This window comes from Streptomyces sp. SID3212 (assembly GCF_009865405.1).
Lineage (GTDB): Bacteria > Actinomycetota > Actinomycetes > Streptomycetales > Streptomycetaceae > Streptomyces.
In genome coordinates this window covers 1-19,120 of the sequence record NZ_WWJY01000785.1, presented here as the reverse complement: position 1 = coordinate 19,120, position 19,120 = coordinate 1, and the positions used below count along the sequence as shown (strand labels likewise).

Here is a 19,120-nt window from a genome sequence, read left to right as displayed (position 1 = left end):
GCACGCGCGGCGCCCCCTGGCCGCCAAGGGCCACGGAAGCGCCGCGTCGTACTCGTACTCGTACATCCACACGTGCCGCAGACGTTCCTACAGGAACGAGTTGATCTGGATCGTCTCCGTGCGGCCCGGGCCCACGCCGATCGCCGAGATCGGGGCGCCGGACATCTCCTCCAGGGCCTTCACGTACGCCTGCGCGTTCTTCGGGAGGTCCGCGAAGGTCTTCGCCTTCGTGATGTCCTCCGACCAGCCGGGCAGCATTTCGTAGATGGGCTTCGCGTGGTGGAAGTCCGTCTGGCTGTACGGCAGTTCCTCGACGCGCTTGCCGTCGATCTCGTACGCCACGCACACCGGGATCTGCTCCCAGCCGGTCAGGACGTCGAGCTTCGTCAGGAAGAAGTCGGTGAGGCCGTTGACGCGGGTCGCGTACCGCGCGATCACCGCGTCGAACCACCCGCACCGCCGGTCGCGGCCGGTCGTGACGCCCCGCTCGCCGCCGATGCGGCGCAGCGCGTCGCCGTCGTCGTCGAACAGTTCCGTCGGGAACGGTCCGGCGCCCACGCGCGTCGTATAGGCCTTGAGGATCCCGATGACCCGGGAGATCTTCGTCGGTCCCACACCCGCGCCGGTGCAGGCGCCGCCGGCGGTCGGGTTGGAGGACGTGACGAAGGGATACGTACCGTGGTCGACGTCCAGGAGCGTGCCCTGGCCGCCTTCGAAGAGGACGACCTTGCCCTCGTCGATGGCGTTGTTGAGGACCAGGGTGGTGTCGGAGACGTACGGCTTCAACTGGTCCGCGTAGGTCAGCAGTTCCTCTACGATCTTCGCGGAGTCGATCGCGCGGCGGTTGTAGAGCTTGGCGAGGATCTGGTTCTTGAAGTCGAGCGCGGCGTCGACCTTCTGGATGAGGATCGACTCGTCGTACAGGTCCTGGATGCGGATGCCGACGCGGTTGATCTTGTCGGCGTACGTCGGTCCGATGCCACGGCCCGTCGTGCCGATCTTCCGCGAACCGAGGAACCGTTCCGTCACCTTGTCCATGGTGGTGTGGTACGAGGTGATCAGATGAGCGTTTCCACTGATGAGCAGCTTGGACGTGTCGACACCGCGGTCGTTCAGCCCGCTCAGCTCGGAGAGCAGGACGGCCGGGTCGACTACCACTCCGTTGCCGATCACCGGGATACAGCTGGGCGAGAGGATTCCGGAAGGGAGAAGATGCAGTGCGTATTTCTGGTCGCCGACGACGACCGTGTGGCCGGCGTTGTTGCCGCCCTGATAGCGCACGACATAGTCCACGGACCCACCGAGCAGGTCGGTGGCCTTTCCCTTGCCTTCGTCACCCCACTGAGCACCGAGCAGCACAAGTGCGGGCACAGGCGTACACCCCTTCCGGGCGGGGCATGTCCAAGGTCGGGGGGCGCACATACGGCGTTCGTACGTCACGTGTGCGCCGTACGACCCGTACGGCATCGCACGACATCGCACGAAACCGCTGGACGTAGATCACAGACGCGGATCGCACGACGTCGTACGACGCAGCCCGAGCCGTCGAACCGGTTGCCCCGGAATAGACGAAGCCCCTGGCGCAATAGCGCAAGGGGCTCTTGCACAAAGATGCTACCCGAGGAAGGACCGAGGTGTCGGCTCCAGGGCCCGCCGAGAACGGCGCGCAGCAGCTTCTGGTGGTCATCGACCCGGTCGCCCGCCGGACCGACGGCGAATCCGTACGGATCGCGAAGGACGTGTTGAGCGCGGGTGCGGCGGTGAAGATATGCCTTCCCGACGGGCCGGAGGAGTTCGCGCGGGCGCTGGCCAGGCGGGGCGGGCGGCGGCCGGTGGTGATCGGCGACGACCGGGCGCTGTTGCGTACGGTCGCGCTGCTCCACCGCGAGCGGGAGCTGTCCTCCGGGGCGCTCTCGCTGGTGCCGGTGGGCGCGTCGGTGGAGCTGGCGCGGGCGCTGGGGGTGCCGACGGGCGCGGTGGCGGCGGCGCGGGCGGTGCTGGACGGGGTGGTGCGGCGGCTGGATCTGCTGGTGGACGACAGCGACGGGGTGGTGCTGGGGGATCTGCACATTCCGGGGCTGCCGGGGTCGAGGCGCGGGGGCGGGGACGGGAAGGGGAAGTCGAAGGGGGCCGGTCGGGGGAGCGAGTCTGGTTACGGCTCGGGTTCTGGATCCGGCTCGGGCTCCGGCTCCGATACGGGTACGGGGGCCGGGACCGGGGGCGGCTCCGGCTCCGGCTCCGGCCGCGACACCGGCGAGGGTCGGCGGGACGGTGACGGTCGCCGGGACGGCAACGGAAGTGCGGCGGCCGGGGGCCACGGCGCGGCGTCCATGTGGCACACGTGCCGCTCGCTGGTCCGGACGCTGGTACGGCCGCCGCCGGGCGCGTTCCTCGCGCACACGTACCGGCTGCGGGTGGAGGCGGACGGCGTACTGCTGAGCGATCTGGACGAACCGGTGGAGGGGATCCTGGTCCGCTCGCGGGGCGGGCGGGCGGAGGTGGTGATCCGTACGCGCGCGTCGGCGGAGCCGCTGCGGGCGAGCGCGCTGTCGGTGACGGTGTCGGGGGCGAATTTCCGCTACCGGGCCGACACCCGGGTCACGGGTCCGGTCCGGACGCGGACGTGGACGCTGCGGGCGGGGGCGTGGGGGCTGACCTTGCCGACGACGTATTCCGTTCCGGGGGCTTCTGGGACGGGGTGAGCACCGATAGCCTCGGGTGCCACGAAGCCGGTACCACGCCTGGGGGCCGACCGAATGCAGGATGCGACACGCGACTCGACGCCCGACTCCACCCCCGACTCCGCCCCTGACTCGACGCCCGATTCTGTGCCGGTCGGGGAGGTGGCTCTCGACGTCACCGAGACGGCGGAGGCGCTGGCCCGCTACCGCTCGCGGGCGGGCATGTGGTTCCGCGTCGGGCTGACGACGGCGGCCGGCGGTGTGGTCGTCGAGCTGGCGAACACCGCCCGTCGCCTGGAGTGGGCGGACCTGGTGGCGGAGGGGATGGGCGGCCTGGCGCTGGCGCCGCTGCTGATCGGGCTGAGCGCGCTGCGCCTGGGCCGCCTGATGCGGTTGCGCCTGGCGGCCCGCCCCTGGACGGCCCTCCGCGCGGAAACGGCCCCGCACGGCCCCCACGCGGCGGCGGTGGTCCTGCGCGACCCGGCGAGCGGTGAGCTGATCCCCCTGACCCTGGTGGGCCTGCAAGGCCGCCACCACGCGGCGGACCCCCGCCCGACGGGCGAACTCTGGTGGTGCGGCGACCCGGCGACGGGCGGCGTACTGGCCCGCCCGGGAGGCGCCGAACTGATCTGGGCCCGCACGCCGGGCCGCCTGACCCGGGACCGCATTCTGGGGGCGGTGGGGAGGGCGGAGGACCGGGGGTAGGCGAACCTCACTCCACGTCCCGACCGCCCAGATCGCCGGACCGCCCAGACCGCCAGACCGTCCCGACCGTCCTGACCGGCTCGGCGCCGAAAGCCGCGGGTTGCGGCTGGTACCCGCCTGAGGGGTCGTTTCCGACGGCGCGGTAGGGGGCTCCCGCTAACGGCGCGGGTCGCCGGCAACGGCCGGGGTGGTGCCGGACCCAGTTCCGCCGGCCGTGGCGGGGATCGCGTTGTCGATGAGGACCGCCGCCATCGCGGCTGCCGTGGGGAAGGCGTCCGTGTTGAGGACCCGGGTTCGGGCCGCCGCGCCGTCGAGGAGCAGCGCGAGTTGCTCGCCGAGCTGTTCCGGGTCGGCGGCGCCTGCCTCGCGCGCGGCGTTGGCGAGTCGTACCGCGACGGCCTTCTTGTAGTCGCGTGCGTACCGCGACGCCGGGTGCTCGGGGTCGTGGAGTTCGACCGCGGTGGCGATGTACGGGCACAGCGGCGTGGTGGGCGGGATGTCGAAGGCGGCGAGGAGCCGTTCGCGGGGCGTGAGGTCGGTGCGGTCGAACACCCCGGACAGCACGGAGGGGTCGAACCGGCGCAGGTACTCCGTGACGAGTTCGTCCTTGCCCGCGAAGTGCTGGTAGGCCGTGCGCTTGGACACCTGGGCCGCCGCGCAGAGCTGGTCCATGCCGGTGCGGTTGATGCCCTGCTCGCGGAACAGTTCCTGGGACGCGCCGAGGATGCGCTCGCGGGCGCCCCGGCCGCGGCGGCTGCCCGTGGGGCCCTTCTCCAACTCCGTCATGGAGCCATCGTACCCCAGTCGGGTAACGACCGGTGTACATAGTTGCGCCCTGCTCGCGGCGCCCGTACCGTACGTACACAGGTCGGTGTATGTAACGCCGCCACCCCAGGTGCCGTCGCACGCGCACGGCACCACCGGAGGACCAGAGGACCAAGGGAGTCACTGTGGGAAAGCTCGACGGCAAGGTCGCGGTCATCACCGGCGGCACCACCGGCATGGCACTGGCCGGAGCGAAGCTGTTCGTCGACGAGGGAGCGCACGTCTTCCTCACCGGCCGCCGCCAGGACGCCCTGGACGAGGCCGTGAAGCAGATCGGCCGCAACGTCACCGGCGTCCAGGGCGACGCCGGCGACCTGGACGACCTGGACCGCCTGTACGACACCGTCAAGCGGGAGAAGGGAAGCCTGGACGTGCTGTGGGCCAGCGCGGGCGTGGGCGCGCCCGCTCCGCTCGGCGAGATCACCGAGGCCCACTTCCACGACGCGTTCTGGCTCAACGCCCGCGGCACGCTGTTCACCGTCCAGAAGGCGCTCCCGCTCCTCAACGACGGCGGGTCCATCCTCATGACCGGCTCCAACGCCTCCCTCGGCGCCTTTCCCGGCTGGAGCGTCTACGCCGGCAGCAAGGCCGTCCAGCAGGCGTGGGCCCGCGTGTGGCTCAACGAGCTCAAGGAGCGCCGCATCCGCGTCAACGTCCTGACTCCCGGCCAGGTGGCCACCGCCAAACAGGCAGAACTGTTCGACGAGGCCACCAAGCGCCAGTTCGAGTCCCTCATCCCCCGTGGCGCGAAGGGCCGCCCCGAGGAGATCGCCACCGCCGCGCTCTTCCTCGCCTCCGACGACTCCAGCTACGTCAACGGCATGGAACTCGTCGCCGACGGCGGCACCACGGCCATCTGAACCCCACCCCACGCACCGCGAGGACAGGACATCGCATGACCGACATCAGCATCATCGGCACCGGGAACATGGCCCGCACCCTCGGCGCCCGGGCCCTGGCGGGCGGCAACACCGTCGAGGTCATGGGCCGCGACCGGGCCAAGTCCGCCGCCCTGGCCCAGGCTCTCGGCGGCGGCGCCACGACGGGCGAATGGGGCACCGTCCCGGCCGGGGACATCGTCATCGTGGCCCTGTTGTACGACGGTGTCGTGCCGGCCGTCGCCCAGTACGGGGACTCGCTCGCGGGCAAGGTCATCGTCGACATCAGCAATCCGTTCAATTCCACGTTCGACGGGCTGGCCCATCGCGAGGAGACCTCGATCGCGCGGGAAGTCGCCAAGGCGGCCCCGGCCGGCGCCCACGTGGTGAAGGCGTTCAACACCGTCTTCCGTCGTGTCCTGGAGACGGGCCGGCCCGACGTCTTCCTCGCCGGCGACGATGCTCGGGCCAAGGCACGCGTGTCGGCGTTCGTCGAGAGCCTCGGGCTGCGCCCGCTGGACGTCGGCGGCCTGAAAATGGCGCACTGGCTGGAAGGAGCGGGCGTGGTCGCGGTGGGCCTCGCCAACCACGGGGTGGGGAACGTGGACTTCGCGCTCGGCGTCACCGAACTTCCCGTCGGGGCAAACGGTTGACGGATGCGGTCCCGCGTCCGGTATCGGGCGGGGCGGCGTACCGGAGCGTGCTAGAGATAGGGGCGAATAGTCGCAATCAGTCCCCTATCAGGAGGTACGTGACGATGCGTTCAGCTCTTCTCCGTGTGACGGCCACGCTGGGTACCGCGGCGGCCCTGGCTCTCTGCGGCGCCGGCGTGGCCGGTGCGCACGACATGTGGCCGACCGGCGTGGGCAACTCGGGTGCCTTCAGCACCGGCGTGGGCAACTCGGGCGCCTTCAACGCCGGCGTCGGCAACTCCGGTGTCGCCAACTGGGGCGTGGGCAACGCGGGCCTCGGCAACACGGGCATCGGCAGTTCCGGCATCGGAAACTCCGGGATCGGCAGCTCCGGCATCGGCAACTGAACGATCGACGGCGAGGGCGTCGGTGGCCGGGGCATCGGTGGCCGCATCGGCGGCTGGGGCATCGGTGGCCAAGACCGCCCCTCGCCGCCGTACGGGACCGGTTTGTCCACAGGGTGTGGATGAACCGGGCCTCGTACGGATCCCCCGCCCGGAAGCCCCGCTAGCCCGGGGTCACCAGCCGGGCCTCGTACGCGAACACCGCCGCCTGCGTGCGGTCGCGCAGGCCCAGTTTCACCAGGACGCGGCTCACGTGCGTCTTGATCGTGGACTCCGCCACCACCAGGTGCTCCGCGATCTCCGCGTTCGACAGGCCCTGGGCGATCAGGACCAGTACCTCCGTCTCTCGCTCCGTGAGGTCGCCGACGCGGGCGAGGGCCGGGGGGCGCGGGGTCTCCGAGAGCTTCGAGAACTCCGTGATCAGGCGGCGCGTCACCGTCGGGGCGAGCAGGGCCTCGCCCGAGGCCACCACCCGTACCCCGTCGGCCAGTTGGCGCGCCGACGCGTCCTTCAGCAGGAAGCCGGAAGCGCCCGCGCGCAGCGCCTGGTACACGTACTCGTCCAGGTCGAACGTCGTCAGTACCAGCACCTTCGCCGCCGCGTCCGCCGCGACGATCTCGCGGGTCGCCTCGATCCCGTTCAGCTCCGGCATCCGGATGTCCATCAGGACGACGTCCGGGTCCAGGGCGGCGACCTGCGTGACGGCCTCGCGCCCGTTCACCGCCTCGCCGACCACCTCGATGTCCGGCATCGCGTTGAGCAGCACCGAGAAACCCTCGCGGACCATCACCTGGTCGTCGACGATCAGCACTCTGATGGTCACGCCGCGTCCCCGTCCTTCACGGCGGTCACCGGGATGAACGCCGCGACCTCGTAGCCGCCGTCCTCCTGGAGATCCGCGGTCATCTCACCGTTCAGCATGGTCACACGCTCCCGCATCCCCGTGATGCCGTGACCCGCCCCCGGCGAGGGCTTCACCAGCCCGCGCGGTGGTGTGTTGACGATCCGCAGCCCGAGCCCGCCGAGGACGTAACTGATCTCGACGCGTGCCGTGGACCCGGGCGCGTGCCGGAGCGCGTTGCTCAGGGCCTCCTGGACGATCCGGTACGCGGACAGCTCGACGCCCTGCGGAAGCTCCCGTACCGCGCCGGTCACCGTCTTCTCCACGGCCAGCCCGGCGTCCCGCACGTTGGCCAGCAGCCCGTCGAGGTCGGCGAGCGTGGGCTGCGGGGCGTCGGGCGCCTGGTAGTCCTCCGCCCGTACGACCCCGAGGACGCGGCGCAGCTCGGTCAGCGCGGCGACGGCGTTCTCGCGGATCGTGGCGAACGCCTTCTCCAGCTCGGGGGGCGGATTCTCCACCCGGTACGGCGCGGCCTCCGCCTGGATCGCCACGACCGACATGTGGTGGGCGACGACGTCGTGCAGCTCACGGGCGATGGTGGTGCGCTCCTCCAGGAGCGTGCGCCGGTCGCGTTCGACGGCGGTGACGCTCTGCTGGATCGCGACCTCCTGCTCGGCCTCGCGGCGGACGTGCAGGACGGTCACGGTGAGGAGGACCAGGGCGGAGAGGAAGAGCATGGGGGCGGAGGTGGCGCCGCCGCCGTACCCGCCGAGGAAGACGGTGGCGAACGTCGCGTACAGCGCGGTGCACACCCACAGCCAGGCGGCGGTGCGCGGCCGGGTGCGGAGTGCCACCACCGTGATCACGAAGAGGTATCCGGCGAAGGCGCTGGGGGTCCAGGGCCAGTTGTCGTAGGTCCCGCCGAGGACGCTCAGGACGGCGGAGACCGCGAGAGAGAGCCACCAGGCGCCGATGGGCCTGACCAGCGTCATCAGGAGCGGGACGGCGGGGAGGACGCCGAGGAGGGACTGTTCGTCGGACATTCCGACGAAACAGACGATCAGCGCGGCCAGCGCGACGACGGCGTGCGGCAGCCAGGCCGCGTACTCACGTATCCGGCCGGGCAGCCGGCGGGTGAGCGGGCCGTCCGTCCGCCTGGGCTTGAGCGGACGATAGGCGAAGGCGTCGTGGAAGAGGTCCTCGCGCAGGCCGCCGATCGCGTCCATGGCAAGGCGGAACTCGGGGCTCCGGGTCTTCCCGGTCTCTGTCTCGGTCACCCTGCCAAGGTAGGCGGAGCCGGCGTGGGGGTCGTCACCACGGAAGCGGATCCTGGCGGGTCCGTCGTAGGTACTACGGGCTGGGTGGAGGGAGGACCAGGGGGGCGGGGCCCTGCCGGAACGCCTGGCGTGGGCGGTGCGGTGGCCGGTGCGGTGGCCTGCGGGTCACTGATTGTCCTCAATCGCCGGACGGGCTTGATAGCGGCGCTGCGGGCCGTCGCCGCGCCTGGGCGGGACCCACCAGTGGCCGACAGGCCGGATGGCGCCGCCGCAGGCCGTCACCACACCCGGCGGGACCCGCCGGGGACGGGCTGATAGTGGCGCTGCGGGCGTCACCGCACCCGGCGGGACCCGCCCGTGCCGGACGAGCCTGATGGTGCCGCCGGCCCTCGCCTCACCACGCCAGTTGGGCGATCTCCTCCGCCACCACCGCGCACGCGTCCGCCGACGGGTCGATCAGGGGGAAGTGGCCCACGTCCGGGAGGAGCGTCAGGCCCACCGTTTCGCCCGCCTTGGCCGCCGCGTCCACGTACGCCTCCGCCACCTCGTACGGCACAGTCAGGTCCGTGCGGCCCTGGACCACCGCCGTGGCGATGCCCGTCGGGAGCAGGTACGCCGGGTCGGCGCTCGGGCGGCGCTCCTCGAAGTGGGTCTCGCCGCCGAGGAGTTGGACGATGGCGCCGCCGCACACGTCCAGTTCCGCCGCTCGCACGAGGTCCGCGATCGGGGCGAGCGCCACGACCCCGCGCAGGGGCGGCGGGTGCGGCAGCCGCCAGGGGGAGCCCTCGGGGAGCACATGGCGGGCCGACGCCCACAGCGCCAGGTGACCGCCCGCCGAGTGGCCGGTCACCACGATCCGGCGGGCGTCGGCCTGCGGTACGGCCGCCGTGACCAGGGCGGGCAGCGCGTCCATCGCGGCGGCCACGTCGTCGAAGGTCTCGGGCCAGCGGCCCGCCGCCGGACGGTCGGTGTCCGGCTGCGGGGTGTCCGTGCCCTGGTGCGGGATGGCCGGGCCGCGCCGGTACTCCACGTTCGCCACGGCGAAGCCCCGGCGCGCCAGGAAGTCCGCGAACGGCGTGAGATGCGTACGGTCGTACCGCGCGCGCCACGCCCCACCGTGGAGCACCACGACGAGCGGGACCCGCTCCTGGTTGCCCCGGGGCGCGTAGAAGTCGATCACCTGATCGGGGTGATCTCCGTACGCGGCGGTCGCGTCGGGCGGGACGACCGGGTGCGAGAAGGCCGACTCGGTCTCTGCTGCGTCACGAACCACGGGATCGTGCGCGCCGGGGTCCGGCATGGTGCTCCAACCTCTCGGTGCAGGATGCGAATTGACCTGATCAGCCGGGACGGTACCAGTCGGAGCCGGAGTCGATCACATCCCCGGGCGGCGCCCGATACGTCATCCGCCGGACGGCGGCCGTACCAGCTGCCGGACGGCGGCCGTGCAGCCCGCCGGACGACGGCCCCGTCACCCTCGGACGCCAGCCGCGTCACCCCCCGGCCGGGACCTCCGCCGGGACCTCCGCCGGGACCTCCGCCAGCACCTCGCCCAGCACCCGCGCCGCCCGCTCCGCGTCCGCGAATCCCACGTACAGCGGCGTGAAGCCGAACCGCAGCACGTCCGGCCTGCGCAGGTCGCCGACCACCCCGCGCGCGATGAGCGTGTCCATCACCGCCGGAGCCTCGGCGCAGCGCAGGGCGACCTGGCTGCCGCGTTCCGCGTGCGCCGAAGGGGTCAGCGAGCTGACCCGCCCCGGCGGGGCGTACGCCTCCACGCACTCCAGGAAGAAGTCCGTGAGCGCCAGGCTCTTCGCCCGTACGGTCTCGATCCGCACCCCGTCCCAGACGTCGAGCGCCGCCTCCAGCGCCAGCATCGAGAGGATGTCGGGCGTACCGACCCGGCCCCGCGTCGCGCCGTCCGCCGCCTCGAAGTCCGACGCCATCGCGAACGGATCGGCGTGCGAGGTCCAGCCCGGCAGCGGCGAGTCGAAAGCGGCCTGGTGGCGCCGGGCCACGTACAGGAACGCGGGCGAACCGGGCCCGCCGTTCAGGTACTTGTACGTGCACCCCACCGCGAGGTCCACGCCGTGCGCGTCCAGCCCCACCGGCAGCGCGCCCGCGCTGTGGCACAGGTCCCAGACGGCGAGCGCCCCCGCCTCGTGCACGGCGGCGGTGATCCCCGGGAGGTCGTGCAGCCGCCCCGTACGGAAGTCCACCTGGTTCATCAGCACGACGGCCGTACGCGGGCCCAGCGAGCCCAGCAGCTCCGCCGGGTCGACGGGGACGAGCGGCCTGCCCGTCATCCGGGCGGCGGAATGGGCGATGTACCCGTCGCTGGGGAACGTCGTGGCGTCGACCAGGATCTCGTCCCGCGCCGGGTCCGTGGGGTCGAGCAGCCGGACGGCGGCCACCAGGGCCTTGAAGACGTTCACGCTCGTCGAGTCACCGACGACGATCTGCCCCGGTCCGGCGCCGACCAGCGGGGCGATCCGGTCGCCGATCCGCTCGGGCGCGGTCCACCAGTCGCCCTCGGTCCAGGAGCGGATCCGCAGCTCGCCCCACTGGCGGCTGATGACGTCGCGCATCCGGTCGGGTACGTGGCGGGCCAGCGCGCCGAGCGAGTTCCCGTCCAGGTAGACGGAGTTGTCGTCGAGCGCGAAGAGGTCCCGCCAGGCGGCCAGTTCGTCGGCCGCGTCGAGGGCGGCGGCTCGTGCGGCGAGGGAAGCGGTCGGGGCGTCCGAAGCCGCGGTACGGGTCGTGTCAGACATGGCTGCGGGCCGTCCAGAGCTCGGGGAACACGTTCTTGGTCGCGCGCTTCTCCAGCCACGCAACCCCGGCGGAACCACCCGTACCGGTCTTGGAGCCCATCGCGCGCCGCGTGGCGACCAGGTGGTCGTTGCGCCAGCGCCACACCAGCTCACCGACGTCCGTCAGCGCCTCGCCCAGCCTGATCAGCTCGGTGTGCTGGTCCGCGTCGGCGTAGATCCCGGCCCAGACCTGTTCGACCTCGGGCGACGGCTCGTACTTCCGCGAGAGGTCGCGCTCGACCACCGCGCCGGGCACGGGCAGCCCGCGCCGGGCGAGCAGCCGCAGCGTCTCGTCGTACAGGCTCGGCTCGTGCAGGGCCTTCTCCAGCTCGGCGTGGACGCGCGGGGCGCCCCGGTGCGGTACGAGCATCGACGCCGACTTGTCGCCGAGCAGGAACTCCATCCGCCGGTACATCGCGGACTGGAAACCGGAGCCCTCGCCGAGGGCGCTGCGGTACGAGTTGAACTGCGCGGGCGTCAGCTGGCCGAGCGGCTTCCACGAGGCGTTGAGCGCCTCCAGCTCCCGTACGGACCGCTTGAGCGCGTCCACGGCGACCTGGATCCGGTCCTCGCGCAGGGCGCGGGACGCGGTCTCCCACTCGTGGACGATGACCGTGAACCACAGCTCCATGACCTGGGTGGTGACGAGGAAGACCATCTCGCCCGGGTCGTCGGAGAGGGGGTGCTGGAGGTGGGTGAGGACGTCCGCCTGGACGTAGTCCTCGTACGGGGTGGTGCCCGCGAAGTCGAGATGCGGGGTGTCCGAAGGGGAAGAGTGCGAAGGGGAAGTGTCCGAGTGCGAAGTGTCCGGATGCGGCGTGTCCGAATGCGGCGTGTCCGAACCCGCGGATCCGGAGGCATCGGGGGCGTGCGACATTGCTGTCTCCTCGATATTGCTACCGGGTAGCGGTCCGCCCCTTCCGTTCGTCTCGGAGCTCCGGTCCCCTGTTCGCATCATAATCCGGCTCCCGGCGCACGGCTCCGCCAGGCCACAGGAGCCCCGCGAGGACCGTCAGGCCGGGGGCCCCGAGAGGTACGTCCCCTTCTTGTCGTACGGCCAGGCGTTCGCCCGGCAGCCGTCCAGGCCCTTGATCTGCTGCATCATCACCGGCGCGGGCCGGCCGGGGCCCGGACAGGCCAGATGCCGCCGGATGCCGATCTCATGGCCGATCTCGTGGTTGATGATCAGGTGCCGGTAGTCGGAGGCCGGCCCGTCGAAGGTGGGCGAGCCCTCCGTCCAGCGCCGCAGATTGACCACCACGCCCTCGGAGGTCTCGCAGTTCAGCTCACCGTGGGTGTCGAGCCCCTCGGCCCGGCAGAGCCGGTCGGCGGTGGCCGGGGTGGCGATCCTGATGACGAAGTCGGCGTGCTCGGAGACCAGCTGGAAGGCGCCGCGCCCGTGCGCGGCCCAGCTGCGCGGGTCGGCCAGGATCTGCTGGATCTCGCCGGCCGCGCGGTCGGCCGACAGGCCCGTACCGGTCTCGACCTGTACGAGGTAGCGGCGCGGGGTGCCGGAACCGACCGGGCTGCCGTGTGCCCGCGCGGTGGTGAACGTGGCGGGCTCGGGGCCGCGCTGCCAGGAGCCCAGGGAGGCGCCGGCGCCGATCAGGACCGCCAGGCAGAGACCGAACAGCAGCGCGCGACCGCGCGGCCCACGGCGTTCCCACGTCACCACGGCCATTCACCTCAGCCCCTCCCGCACCGGAAATCACGAAGACCCGCCCCCGGGAGAGACGGGGCGGGCCTTCGCGAGGTTGCTCGTTCAATGATTATCGAACCGCGATCAGCTCTCAGCGGACGAGCGGGTCGCATCGGACAAGCGGGTTTCAGCGCATTTCAGCGGACGAGCGGGCGGGATTCGGCGCACGTACGGGCCGGGCTCAGCCCAGCGTGTCCGCCGCCAGCGGCGACGAGTCGCGCAGGAACGTCGAGCAGCGCTCGTACTCCTCCTGCTCACCGATCGCCTGCGCCGCCCGGCCGAGCGCGTGCAGCGCGCGCAGGAAGCCGCGGTTCGGCTCGTGCTCCCACGGCACCGGGCCGTGCCCCTTCCACCCGCTGCGCCGCAGCGAGTCGAGCCCTCGGTGGTACCCGGTCCTGGCGTACGCGTACGACTCGACGACCCGCCCGCCCTCGAACGCGTCGTCGGCGAGCCGGGCCCAGGCCAGCGAGGAGGTCGGGTACTTCGCGGCGACGTCGGCGGGCGAGGTCCCGTTGGCGAGCAGCTCGCGCGGCTCGGGATCGTCGGGCAGTTCGGTGGGGGGCGGCCCCCCGAGAAGATCTTTGTGAATGGCCATGCCTACAGTCTGCCCTGCGCCGCCGGGCCGCCGTCCGCCGCCGGACGGTCCGCCTCCCGCACCGGCTCCAGCGGCGGCGACGACAACCCGCAGTGGATCTTGCACTCCGGCTGCTCGGACCGCTCGTGATCGCCGGGCGCCCCCGCTTCCGCCACCTTCGGCGTCCGTACGGTCAGGAACGCGATCACCGACCCCACCGCCAGGATCCCCGCGCACAGCGGCATCGACGTACGGAACGTGTGGTTGAACTCGGTCGCCGACCGGAACGCCTCAGGGCTCGTCCCCGCGATCAGCGGCAGCGCCGCCACCGCGAGCAGACCCGCCGCGCGGGCCGCCGCGTTGTTGATCCCGCTCGCCAGCCCCGCGCGCCCCACCTCCACCGACGCCAGTACCGTCGCCGTCAGCGGCGCGACGATCGTCACCATCCCCAGGCCCAGCACCAGCAGCGCCGGCAGGACGTCCGCGAGGTACGAGGCACCCGGGCCGACCCGCAGCATCAGCAGCAGCCCGCCGGCGCACAGCAGCGGCCCCACCGTCAGCGGGATGCGCGGCCCGATCCGCCCCGCCAGCTCCCCCGACCGCGCCGAGAACAGCAGCATCAGCGCCGTCGTCGGCAGCAGGGCCGCGCCCGCGCCCAGCGCCGAGTACCCCACCACCACCTGGAGCTGGAGCGAGCCCAGGAAGAAGAACCCGCCGAACGCCGCGTACACGCACAGCGTCACCAGGTTCACCGAGGTGAACAGGCGCGACTTGAAGATCGACAGCGGCAGCATCGGGTCGGGCCTGCGGTGTTCGTACAGGACAAAACCGACCGCGACCAGCACACCCGCGATCCCCGCCCACAGCTCCTTGGCGATCAGCGCGTACGTCACCAGCGCCAGCGCCCCCGCGCCCAGCACCCCGCCCGTCACGTCGAACCGGCCGTGGTGCGCCGGGTCCCTGGACTCCGGGGCGTGCCGCAGCGCCACCGGCACACAGATCGCGGCCAGCGGCAGGTTGATCAGGAACACCCAGCGCCAGCCGGGCCCGTCCACGAGATAGCCGCCGAGGAACGGCCCGACCGCCGCGCCCACCCCGCCGAGCCCCGACCACACGCCCACGGCCCGCGCCCGGTCGTCCGGGTGGAAGCTCCCCTGGATGATCGCCAGGGAGCCCGGGACGAGCAGCGCCCCGCCGATGCCCTGCAACGCCCGCGCGAGGATCAGCAGATCGGCGCTGGGCGCGACCCCGCAGAGCAGCGAGCCGAGCCCGAACCACACCACCCCGATCACGAAGACCCTGCGCCGCCCGTACCGGTCGCCGAGCGAACCGCCGAGCAGGATCAGCGCGGCGAGGGTCAGTGTGTACGCGTTGACGGTCCACTGGAGGGCGGAGAGAGTCGCGTCGAGGTCGTCCCCGATGTGCGGCAGCGCCACGTTGACGACGGTCCCGTCCAGCAGGGCCATGCTGGAACCGAGCACCGTCGTGAGAATGATCCAGCGGCCCTTGGCCGAGGACAGCCTGATCTCCATACCCGGATCATCCCTGCCGGGAGGTCAGCTGGCGAGCCTCCCGAGCGCACGGATCAGCGCGTCGGCACCCCGTTCCGCCTTGGCGCGCGGACACCCCACGTTGAGCCGTACGAATCCGTCGCCGCCGGCCCCGTACGTCGAACCCCGCATGATCGCGACCTTCTCGCGCTCCACCAGCTCCCGCTGGAGCGGGTCGTCGTCGATCCCGAGGGGGCGCAGGTCGATCCAGGCGAGGTAGCCGGCCTCCGGGGGCCGCCAGGCGAGCTGGGGGAAGGCGGTGTTCAGCCGGTCGGCGAGCAGGAGGAGGTTCTGTTCGACGTACGTGTTGAGGGCGTCGAGCCAGGGGGCGCCTTCGCGGTACGCGGCGATGTGGGCGGTCAGCGCCAGCACGGCGGGCGATTCGAGCCCTTCGCCGGTCGCCATCCGGCGGACGAACGCGGCGTGGTCGGCGGGGTCGCCGATGATGCCGTACGAACCGCTCAGCGCGGGGAAGTTGAAGGCCTTGGAGCCGGAGGTGATGAGCGCCCAGCGCCCGGATCCGAAGCGGGTCCAGGGGAGGTGGCGGGCGCGGGGCGTACCCGCCGTACGGGACCGGGCGGGGGCGGGGCCGTCACGGAAGAAGTCCTCGTGCACGACGTCCTCGTGCACGACGTCCTCGCGCAGGAAATCCGCGTGCAGGAAGTCCGCGTGGATCTCGTCGCTGATCACCGCGACCCCGTACACCTCCGCCAGCCGCGCGAACTCCGTCAGCTCGCTCTCCGTCCACACCCGCCCGGTCGGGTTGTGCGGCGAACAGAGCAGGAGCACCTTGCTGCCGGGCCGGGCGAGCTGCCGCTCCAGAGCGGCCGTGTCGCCGACCGGCGCCCCGCGCAGCTCGCGCCCGAGCCCGGATATCGCCTTGAGGAAACCGTCGTACGTCGGCGTGTGGACCACCACCCCGTCCCCCGGCCCGGTCCACATCCGCAGCAGCTGGGAGAGCTGGTTGAGCACGGACGGCGCGTACACCAGCCGGTCCGTGTCGATCGCGGTGTCGTACCGGCTCGCGAACCAGTGCCGTACCGCCGACAGGAAGTCGTCGTTGCGCCAGTCCGTGTAGCCGAGCACGCCGTGCGCGATACGGCGGTGCAGCGCGTCCAGCACCACCGGCGGCGACGCGAAGTCCATGTCGGAGATGGTGAAGGGCAGCATCCCGTGGGCCGCCGCCGCGCCGAAGCGGTCCGCGACGCCGTCCCACTGCACGGACCAGGTGCCGGTGCGGTCGATGGCGGTGTCGAAATCGAAGTCCACGTGGCCCATGGTGAGGTCCCTCCGGGCATGACGCGGGCCCGGCATCGTGAGGGATACCGGGCCCGGGTGCTGAGCTGGTGCCTGCTGCTCGATCCGCTGTGTGATCCGTTACTTGATCCGCTACTTGATCTTCGTGCCCGAGGAGCGCAGCGCGGCGCACGCCTCGGTGACCCGCGCGGCCATGCCGCCCTCGGCGAGCTTGCCCCAGGTGCGGGGGTCGTAGGTCTTCTTCGAGCCGACTTCGCCGTCGACCTTCAGCACACCGTCGTAGTTCCGGAACACGTGGTCCACGACGGGCCGTGTGAACGCGTACTGGGTGTCGGTGTCGAGGTTCATCTTCACGACGCCGTTCTCCAGCGCGGTGGCGATCTCCTCGGCCGAGGAGCCCGAGCCGCCGTGGAAGACGAAGTCGAAGGGCTGGCTGCCCGAGGGCTTGCCGTACTTCGAGGCGACGCCCTCCTGGAGGTCCTTGAGCAGCTCCGGGCGGAGGACGACGTTGCCCGGCTTGTAGACGCCGTGCACGTTGCCGAAGGACGCGGCCAGCAGGTAGCGGCCCTTCTCGCCCAGGCCCAGGGCCTCGGCGGTGCGCAGCGCGTCCTCGACCGTGGTGTAGAGCGAGTCGTTGATCTCGTGGCTGACGCCGTCCTCCTCGCCACCGGTCGGGGTGATCTCGACCTCAAGGATGATCTTGGCGGCGGCGGCCTTGGCGAGCAGCTCGGAGCCGATCTCCAGGTTGTGGGCGAGCGTCTCGGCGGAGCCGTCCCACATGTGCGACTGGAAGAGCGGGTTACGGCCGGCCTTCACGCGCTCGGCGGAGACGTCGAGCAGCGGGCGGACGTACGTGTCGAGCTTGTCCTTGGGGCAGTGGTCCGTGTGCAGCGCCACCGTGATGTCGTACTTCGCGGCGACGATGTGGGCGAACTCGGCGAGCGCGACGGCGCCCGTCACCATGTCCTTGTTGTACTGGCCGCCCAGGAACTCCGCGCCACCGGTGGACATCTGGATGATGCCGTCGCTCTCGGCCTCCGCGAAGCCGCGCAGCGCAGCGTGCAGGGTCTGGGACGAGGTGACGTTGATGGCCGGGTAGGCGAACTTGCCTGCCTTCGCCCGGTCGAGCATCTCGTTGTAGACCTCGGGGGTTGCGATGGGCATCGGGCCGCTCCTTGTGATGTGCGGGTGTGAGGACTAGTCCCTGACCGGGGGCATGTCGTGGGGCGACGTCATCGTCGGCCCCATCTTTCCAGACTCTCGTCCGGGCTCGACCCTGAGCGGGGGCCGTTTCACGTGAAACGGCCCCCGTACCGGCAAAGGCCCAGGTCACGGCAGGTAACAGACACCGGCAGGTGACAGACACCGCAGGAGCCTCAGGCCGGAGTCCCGGAAGCTTCCGGCGGGGCCTCAGGCCAGATCGAGATCGGCCGTCGTGTACGCGTGGAGGTACGGGAGCCCCGCCTCCCGCACCGTCGCCGCAGCGCCCCGGTCCACGATGACCGCGACCGCGACGACCTCGCCGCCCGCCTCCCGTACCGCTTCCACGGCGGTCAGCGGCGAGCCGCCGGTGGTGGACGTGTCCTCGACCACCAGGCAGCGGCGGCCCTTGACGTCCGTGCCCTCGATCCTGCGCTGCATGCCGTGCGCCTTCTGCGCCTTGCGGACCACAAACGCGTCCAGCCGCTTCCCGCGCGCGGCGGAGGCGTGCAGCATCGACGTGGCCACCGGGTCGGCGCCGAGCGTCAGCCCGCCCACGCAGTCGAAGTCCAGCTCGGCGGTGGTCTCCAGCATGACCTGGCCGACCAGCGGCGCGGCGTGACCGTCCAGCGTGATCCGGCGCAGGTCGATGTACCAGTCGGCCTCAAGACCCGAGGAGAGGGTCACTCTGCCGTGGACCACGGCGATGTCCTTGATCTGCTGGAGCAGTTCAGCGCGTACGTCAGTCATGGTCACGAGCTTAGACCGGCCGGTCAGCGGGGTCGCCGGTGCGCTCGGAGCCGCCGCCGACCCGCTCAGAGCCGCTGCCAGCTCCACTTCGCCGACACTTCGAGCGGCTCCAGCGGGGTGACCAGGCGGGGCGCGGTGTTCAGCCCGTTCGGCGGGCCCGACTGCGGTTCGACGCAGACCGCCTCGTCCTGCTCGTCGTACACCACGACCCACTCCTCGCGGCTGGTGACCTTCAGCCGCAGCTGTCCGGGCCAGGTGAGGGTGACGTCGACGCCTTCGGGCATCCCGAAGCAGTCGTCCCAGGGGCCCGGTACCGGCTCGATGCGGCGGCCGGTGGGCAGCGAGTTCTCGCCGCGCTCCTCCTGCCAGGCCGGGTTGAAGTCGAGGTGTACGTCGCCGTTGCCGAGGTTGCGGCGGAACCACGGGTGCCAGCCGGCCTGGGCGGGGAACGACGAGTCGTACGTCTCCACCCCCATCGTGAGGACCAGGGAGTCGTCGGACAGCTCGAAGGTCTGGGAGACCCGTCCGCTGTACGGCCAGGGCTCGGTCAGGTCGTAGCTGAACGCGGCCCTGCTCCCGGTCGCCGCCGCCCGGCCCTCGGTCTCGGTCCCGCTCGTGCGGGCGACCCGCCAGCTGGTGTCGCGGCCGGTGCCGTGGATGGCGTGCGGGCCGGAGTTCAACGGCATCTGGTGCACGACGTCACCGGTGCGGAACTGGCCGTTCTCGATCCGGCCGCACCACGGCACCATCGGGAAGCAGCCGAACCGCTCGCCCTGGCGCAGCAGTTCCGTCCCGTCGATCCGCAGGCTGCTGATCCGGCAGCCGTTCTCCGGGTCGATGGTCAACTCGGCGTCGCCGGCTTTCAGTCGGATGCTCTCATCGCTGCTAGTCACCCTCCGACACTACTTGCGCCGCCGCAGGACACGCCCGACGACCACCGCGGAGGCGAGGGCGAGCGCGGCGGCGGGCGCGATCCACCGGAGCGTGGCGCTGACGGCCCCGGCGGCCTCGGGGGCGGGCACGGGGGCGTACCGGCC

19 protein-coding genes are annotated in these 19,120 nt (G+C 71.8%); 5 read left to right on the top strand and 14 right to left on the bottom strand.

Annotated features, from left to right (window positions below; translation table 11 throughout):
- Positions 1–87: 87 nt before the first annotated feature.
- Positions 88–1,371 carry an adenylosuccinate synthase gene (locus GT042_RS23430; protein ID WP_161310696.1) on the bottom strand — a complete coding sequence of 428 codons (1,284 nt, stop codon included), beginning with the start codon at positions 1,369–1,371 and terminating at the stop codon, positions 88–90.
- A gap of 263 nt (positions 1,372–1,634) precedes the next feature.
- On the opposite strand from GT042_RS23430, the gene GT042_RS38305 reads away from it, so the two are divergent.
- Both GT042_RS38305 and GT042_RS23425 read left to right on the top strand, forming a co-directional pair.
- On the top strand, positions 1,635–2,702 hold the full coding sequence (locus GT042_RS38305; protein ID WP_345943886.1) for a diacylglycerol kinase: 1,068 nt from the start codon (positions 1,635–1,637) through the stop codon (positions 2,700–2,702).
- Positions 2,703–2,756: 54 nt separating this feature from the next.
- Positions 2,757–3,386 (top strand): hypothetical protein, encoded by a 630-nt coding sequence (locus GT042_RS23425; RefSeq protein WP_161310695.1) that lies wholly within the window; start codon positions 2,757–2,759, stop codon positions 3,384–3,386.
- A gap of 156 nt (positions 3,387–3,542) precedes the next feature.
- On the opposite strand, the gene GT042_RS23420 is transcribed toward GT042_RS23425, so the two are convergent.
- Positions 3,543–4,172: a TetR/AcrR family transcriptional regulator gene (locus tag GT042_RS23420; RefSeq protein ID WP_161310694.1), complete on the bottom strand. Its 630-nt coding sequence runs from the start codon at positions 4,170–4,172 to the stop codon at positions 3,543–3,545.
- Between the two features lie 164 nt (positions 4,173–4,336).
- Between GT042_RS23420 and GT042_RS23415 the strand changes: the two genes are divergently transcribed.
- From GT042_RS23415 to GT042_RS23405, 3 genes are all read left to right on the top strand, one after another.
- Positions 4,337–5,071 carry an SDR family oxidoreductase gene (locus GT042_RS23415; RefSeq protein ID WP_161310693.1) on the top strand — a complete coding sequence of 245 codons (735 nt, stop codon included), beginning with the start codon at positions 4,337–4,339 and terminating at the stop codon, positions 5,069–5,071.
- 35 nt (positions 5,072–5,106) lie between these two features.
- Entirely contained in the window at positions 5,107–5,742 is a 636-nt protein-coding gene (locus tag GT042_RS23410) for an NAD(P)-binding domain-containing protein (RefSeq protein ID WP_161310692.1), read from the top strand.
- 104 nt (positions 5,743–5,846) lie between these two features.
- Positions 5,847–6,128: a hypothetical protein gene (locus GT042_RS23405; protein ID WP_161310691.1), complete on the top strand. Its 282-nt coding sequence runs from the start codon at positions 5,847–5,849 to the stop codon at positions 6,126–6,128.
- Between the two features lie 160 nt (positions 6,129–6,288).
- Here the strand turns inward: GT042_RS23405 and GT042_RS23400 are convergent, their stop codons facing one another.
- The 12 genes from GT042_RS23400 to GT042_RS23345 all read right to left on the bottom strand — a co-directional run bounded on the left by GT042_RS23400 (position 6,289) and on the right by GT042_RS23345 (position 18,976).
- Positions 6,289–6,948 carry a response regulator transcription factor gene (locus tag GT042_RS23400; protein ID WP_161310690.1) on the bottom strand — a complete coding sequence of 220 codons (660 nt, stop codon included), beginning with the start codon at positions 6,946–6,948 and terminating at the stop codon, positions 6,289–6,291.
- Positions 6,945–8,192: a histidine kinase gene (locus GT042_RS23395; RefSeq protein ID WP_161310713.1), complete on the bottom strand. Its 1,248-nt coding sequence runs from the start codon at positions 8,190–8,192 to the stop codon at positions 6,945–6,947. Before GT042_RS23395 ends, GT042_RS23400 begins: the two co-directional genes overlap by 4 nt.
- Positions 8,193–8,637: 445 nt before the next feature.
- Positions 8,638–9,543: an alpha/beta hydrolase gene (locus GT042_RS23390; RefSeq protein ID WP_161310689.1), complete on the bottom strand. Its 906-nt coding sequence runs from the start codon at positions 9,541–9,543 to the stop codon at positions 8,638–8,640.
- Between the two features lie 193 nt (positions 9,544–9,736).
- Positions 9,737–11,014: a kynureninase gene (gene kynU / locus GT042_RS23385; RefSeq protein WP_161310688.1), complete on the bottom strand. Its 1,278-nt coding sequence runs from the start codon at positions 11,012–11,014 to the stop codon at positions 9,737–9,739.
- Positions 11,007–11,930, bottom strand: a complete 924-nt coding sequence (locus GT042_RS23380) for a tryptophan 2,3-dioxygenase (RefSeq protein WP_161310687.1) — start codon at positions 11,928–11,930, stop codon at positions 11,007–11,009. Before GT042_RS23380 ends, kynU begins: the two co-directional genes overlap by 8 nt.
- Positions 11,931–12,065: 135 nt before the next feature.
- Positions 12,066–12,734 (bottom strand): DUF3152 domain-containing protein, encoded by a 669-nt coding sequence (locus GT042_RS23375; RefSeq protein WP_161310686.1) that lies wholly within the window; start codon positions 12,732–12,734, stop codon positions 12,066–12,068.
- A 199-nt stretch (positions 12,735–12,933) separates the two neighbouring features.
- Positions 12,934–13,347, bottom strand: coding sequence for a DUF3151 domain-containing protein (locus GT042_RS23370; RefSeq protein WP_161310685.1), 414 nt, complete (start codon positions 13,345–13,347; stop codon positions 12,934–12,936).
- A 2-nt stretch (positions 13,348–13,349) separates the two neighbouring features.
- A complete protein-coding gene (locus tag GT042_RS23365) occupies positions 13,350–14,858 on the bottom strand; it encodes an MFS transporter (RefSeq protein WP_161310684.1) in 1,509 nt (502 codons plus the stop codon).
- 24 nt (positions 14,859–14,882) lie between these two features.
- On the bottom strand, positions 14,883–16,154 hold the full coding sequence (locus tag GT042_RS23360) for an aminotransferase class I/II-fold pyridoxal phosphate-dependent enzyme (RefSeq protein WP_161310683.1): 1,272 nt from the start codon (positions 16,152–16,154) through the stop codon (positions 14,883–14,885).
- A gap of 111 nt (positions 16,155–16,265) precedes the next feature.
- Entirely contained in the window at positions 16,266–17,297 is a 1,032-nt protein-coding gene (gene fbaA, locus GT042_RS23355; protein WP_161310682.1) for a class II fructose-bisphosphate aldolase, read from the bottom strand.
- 246 nt (positions 17,298–17,543) lie between these two features.
- The gene (pyrE, locus tag GT042_RS23350; RefSeq protein ID WP_161310681.1) at positions 17,544–18,083 is read right to left on the bottom strand and encodes an orotate phosphoribosyltransferase; all 540 of its coding nucleotides are present in this window, start codon (positions 18,081–18,083) and stop codon (positions 17,544–17,546) included.
- A gap of 65 nt (positions 18,084–18,148) precedes the next feature.
- A complete protein-coding gene (locus tag GT042_RS23345) occupies positions 18,149–18,976 on the bottom strand; it encodes an aldose 1-epimerase (RefSeq protein ID WP_161310680.1) in 828 nt (275 codons plus the stop codon).
- Positions 18,977–19,120: the final 144 nt, after the last annotated feature.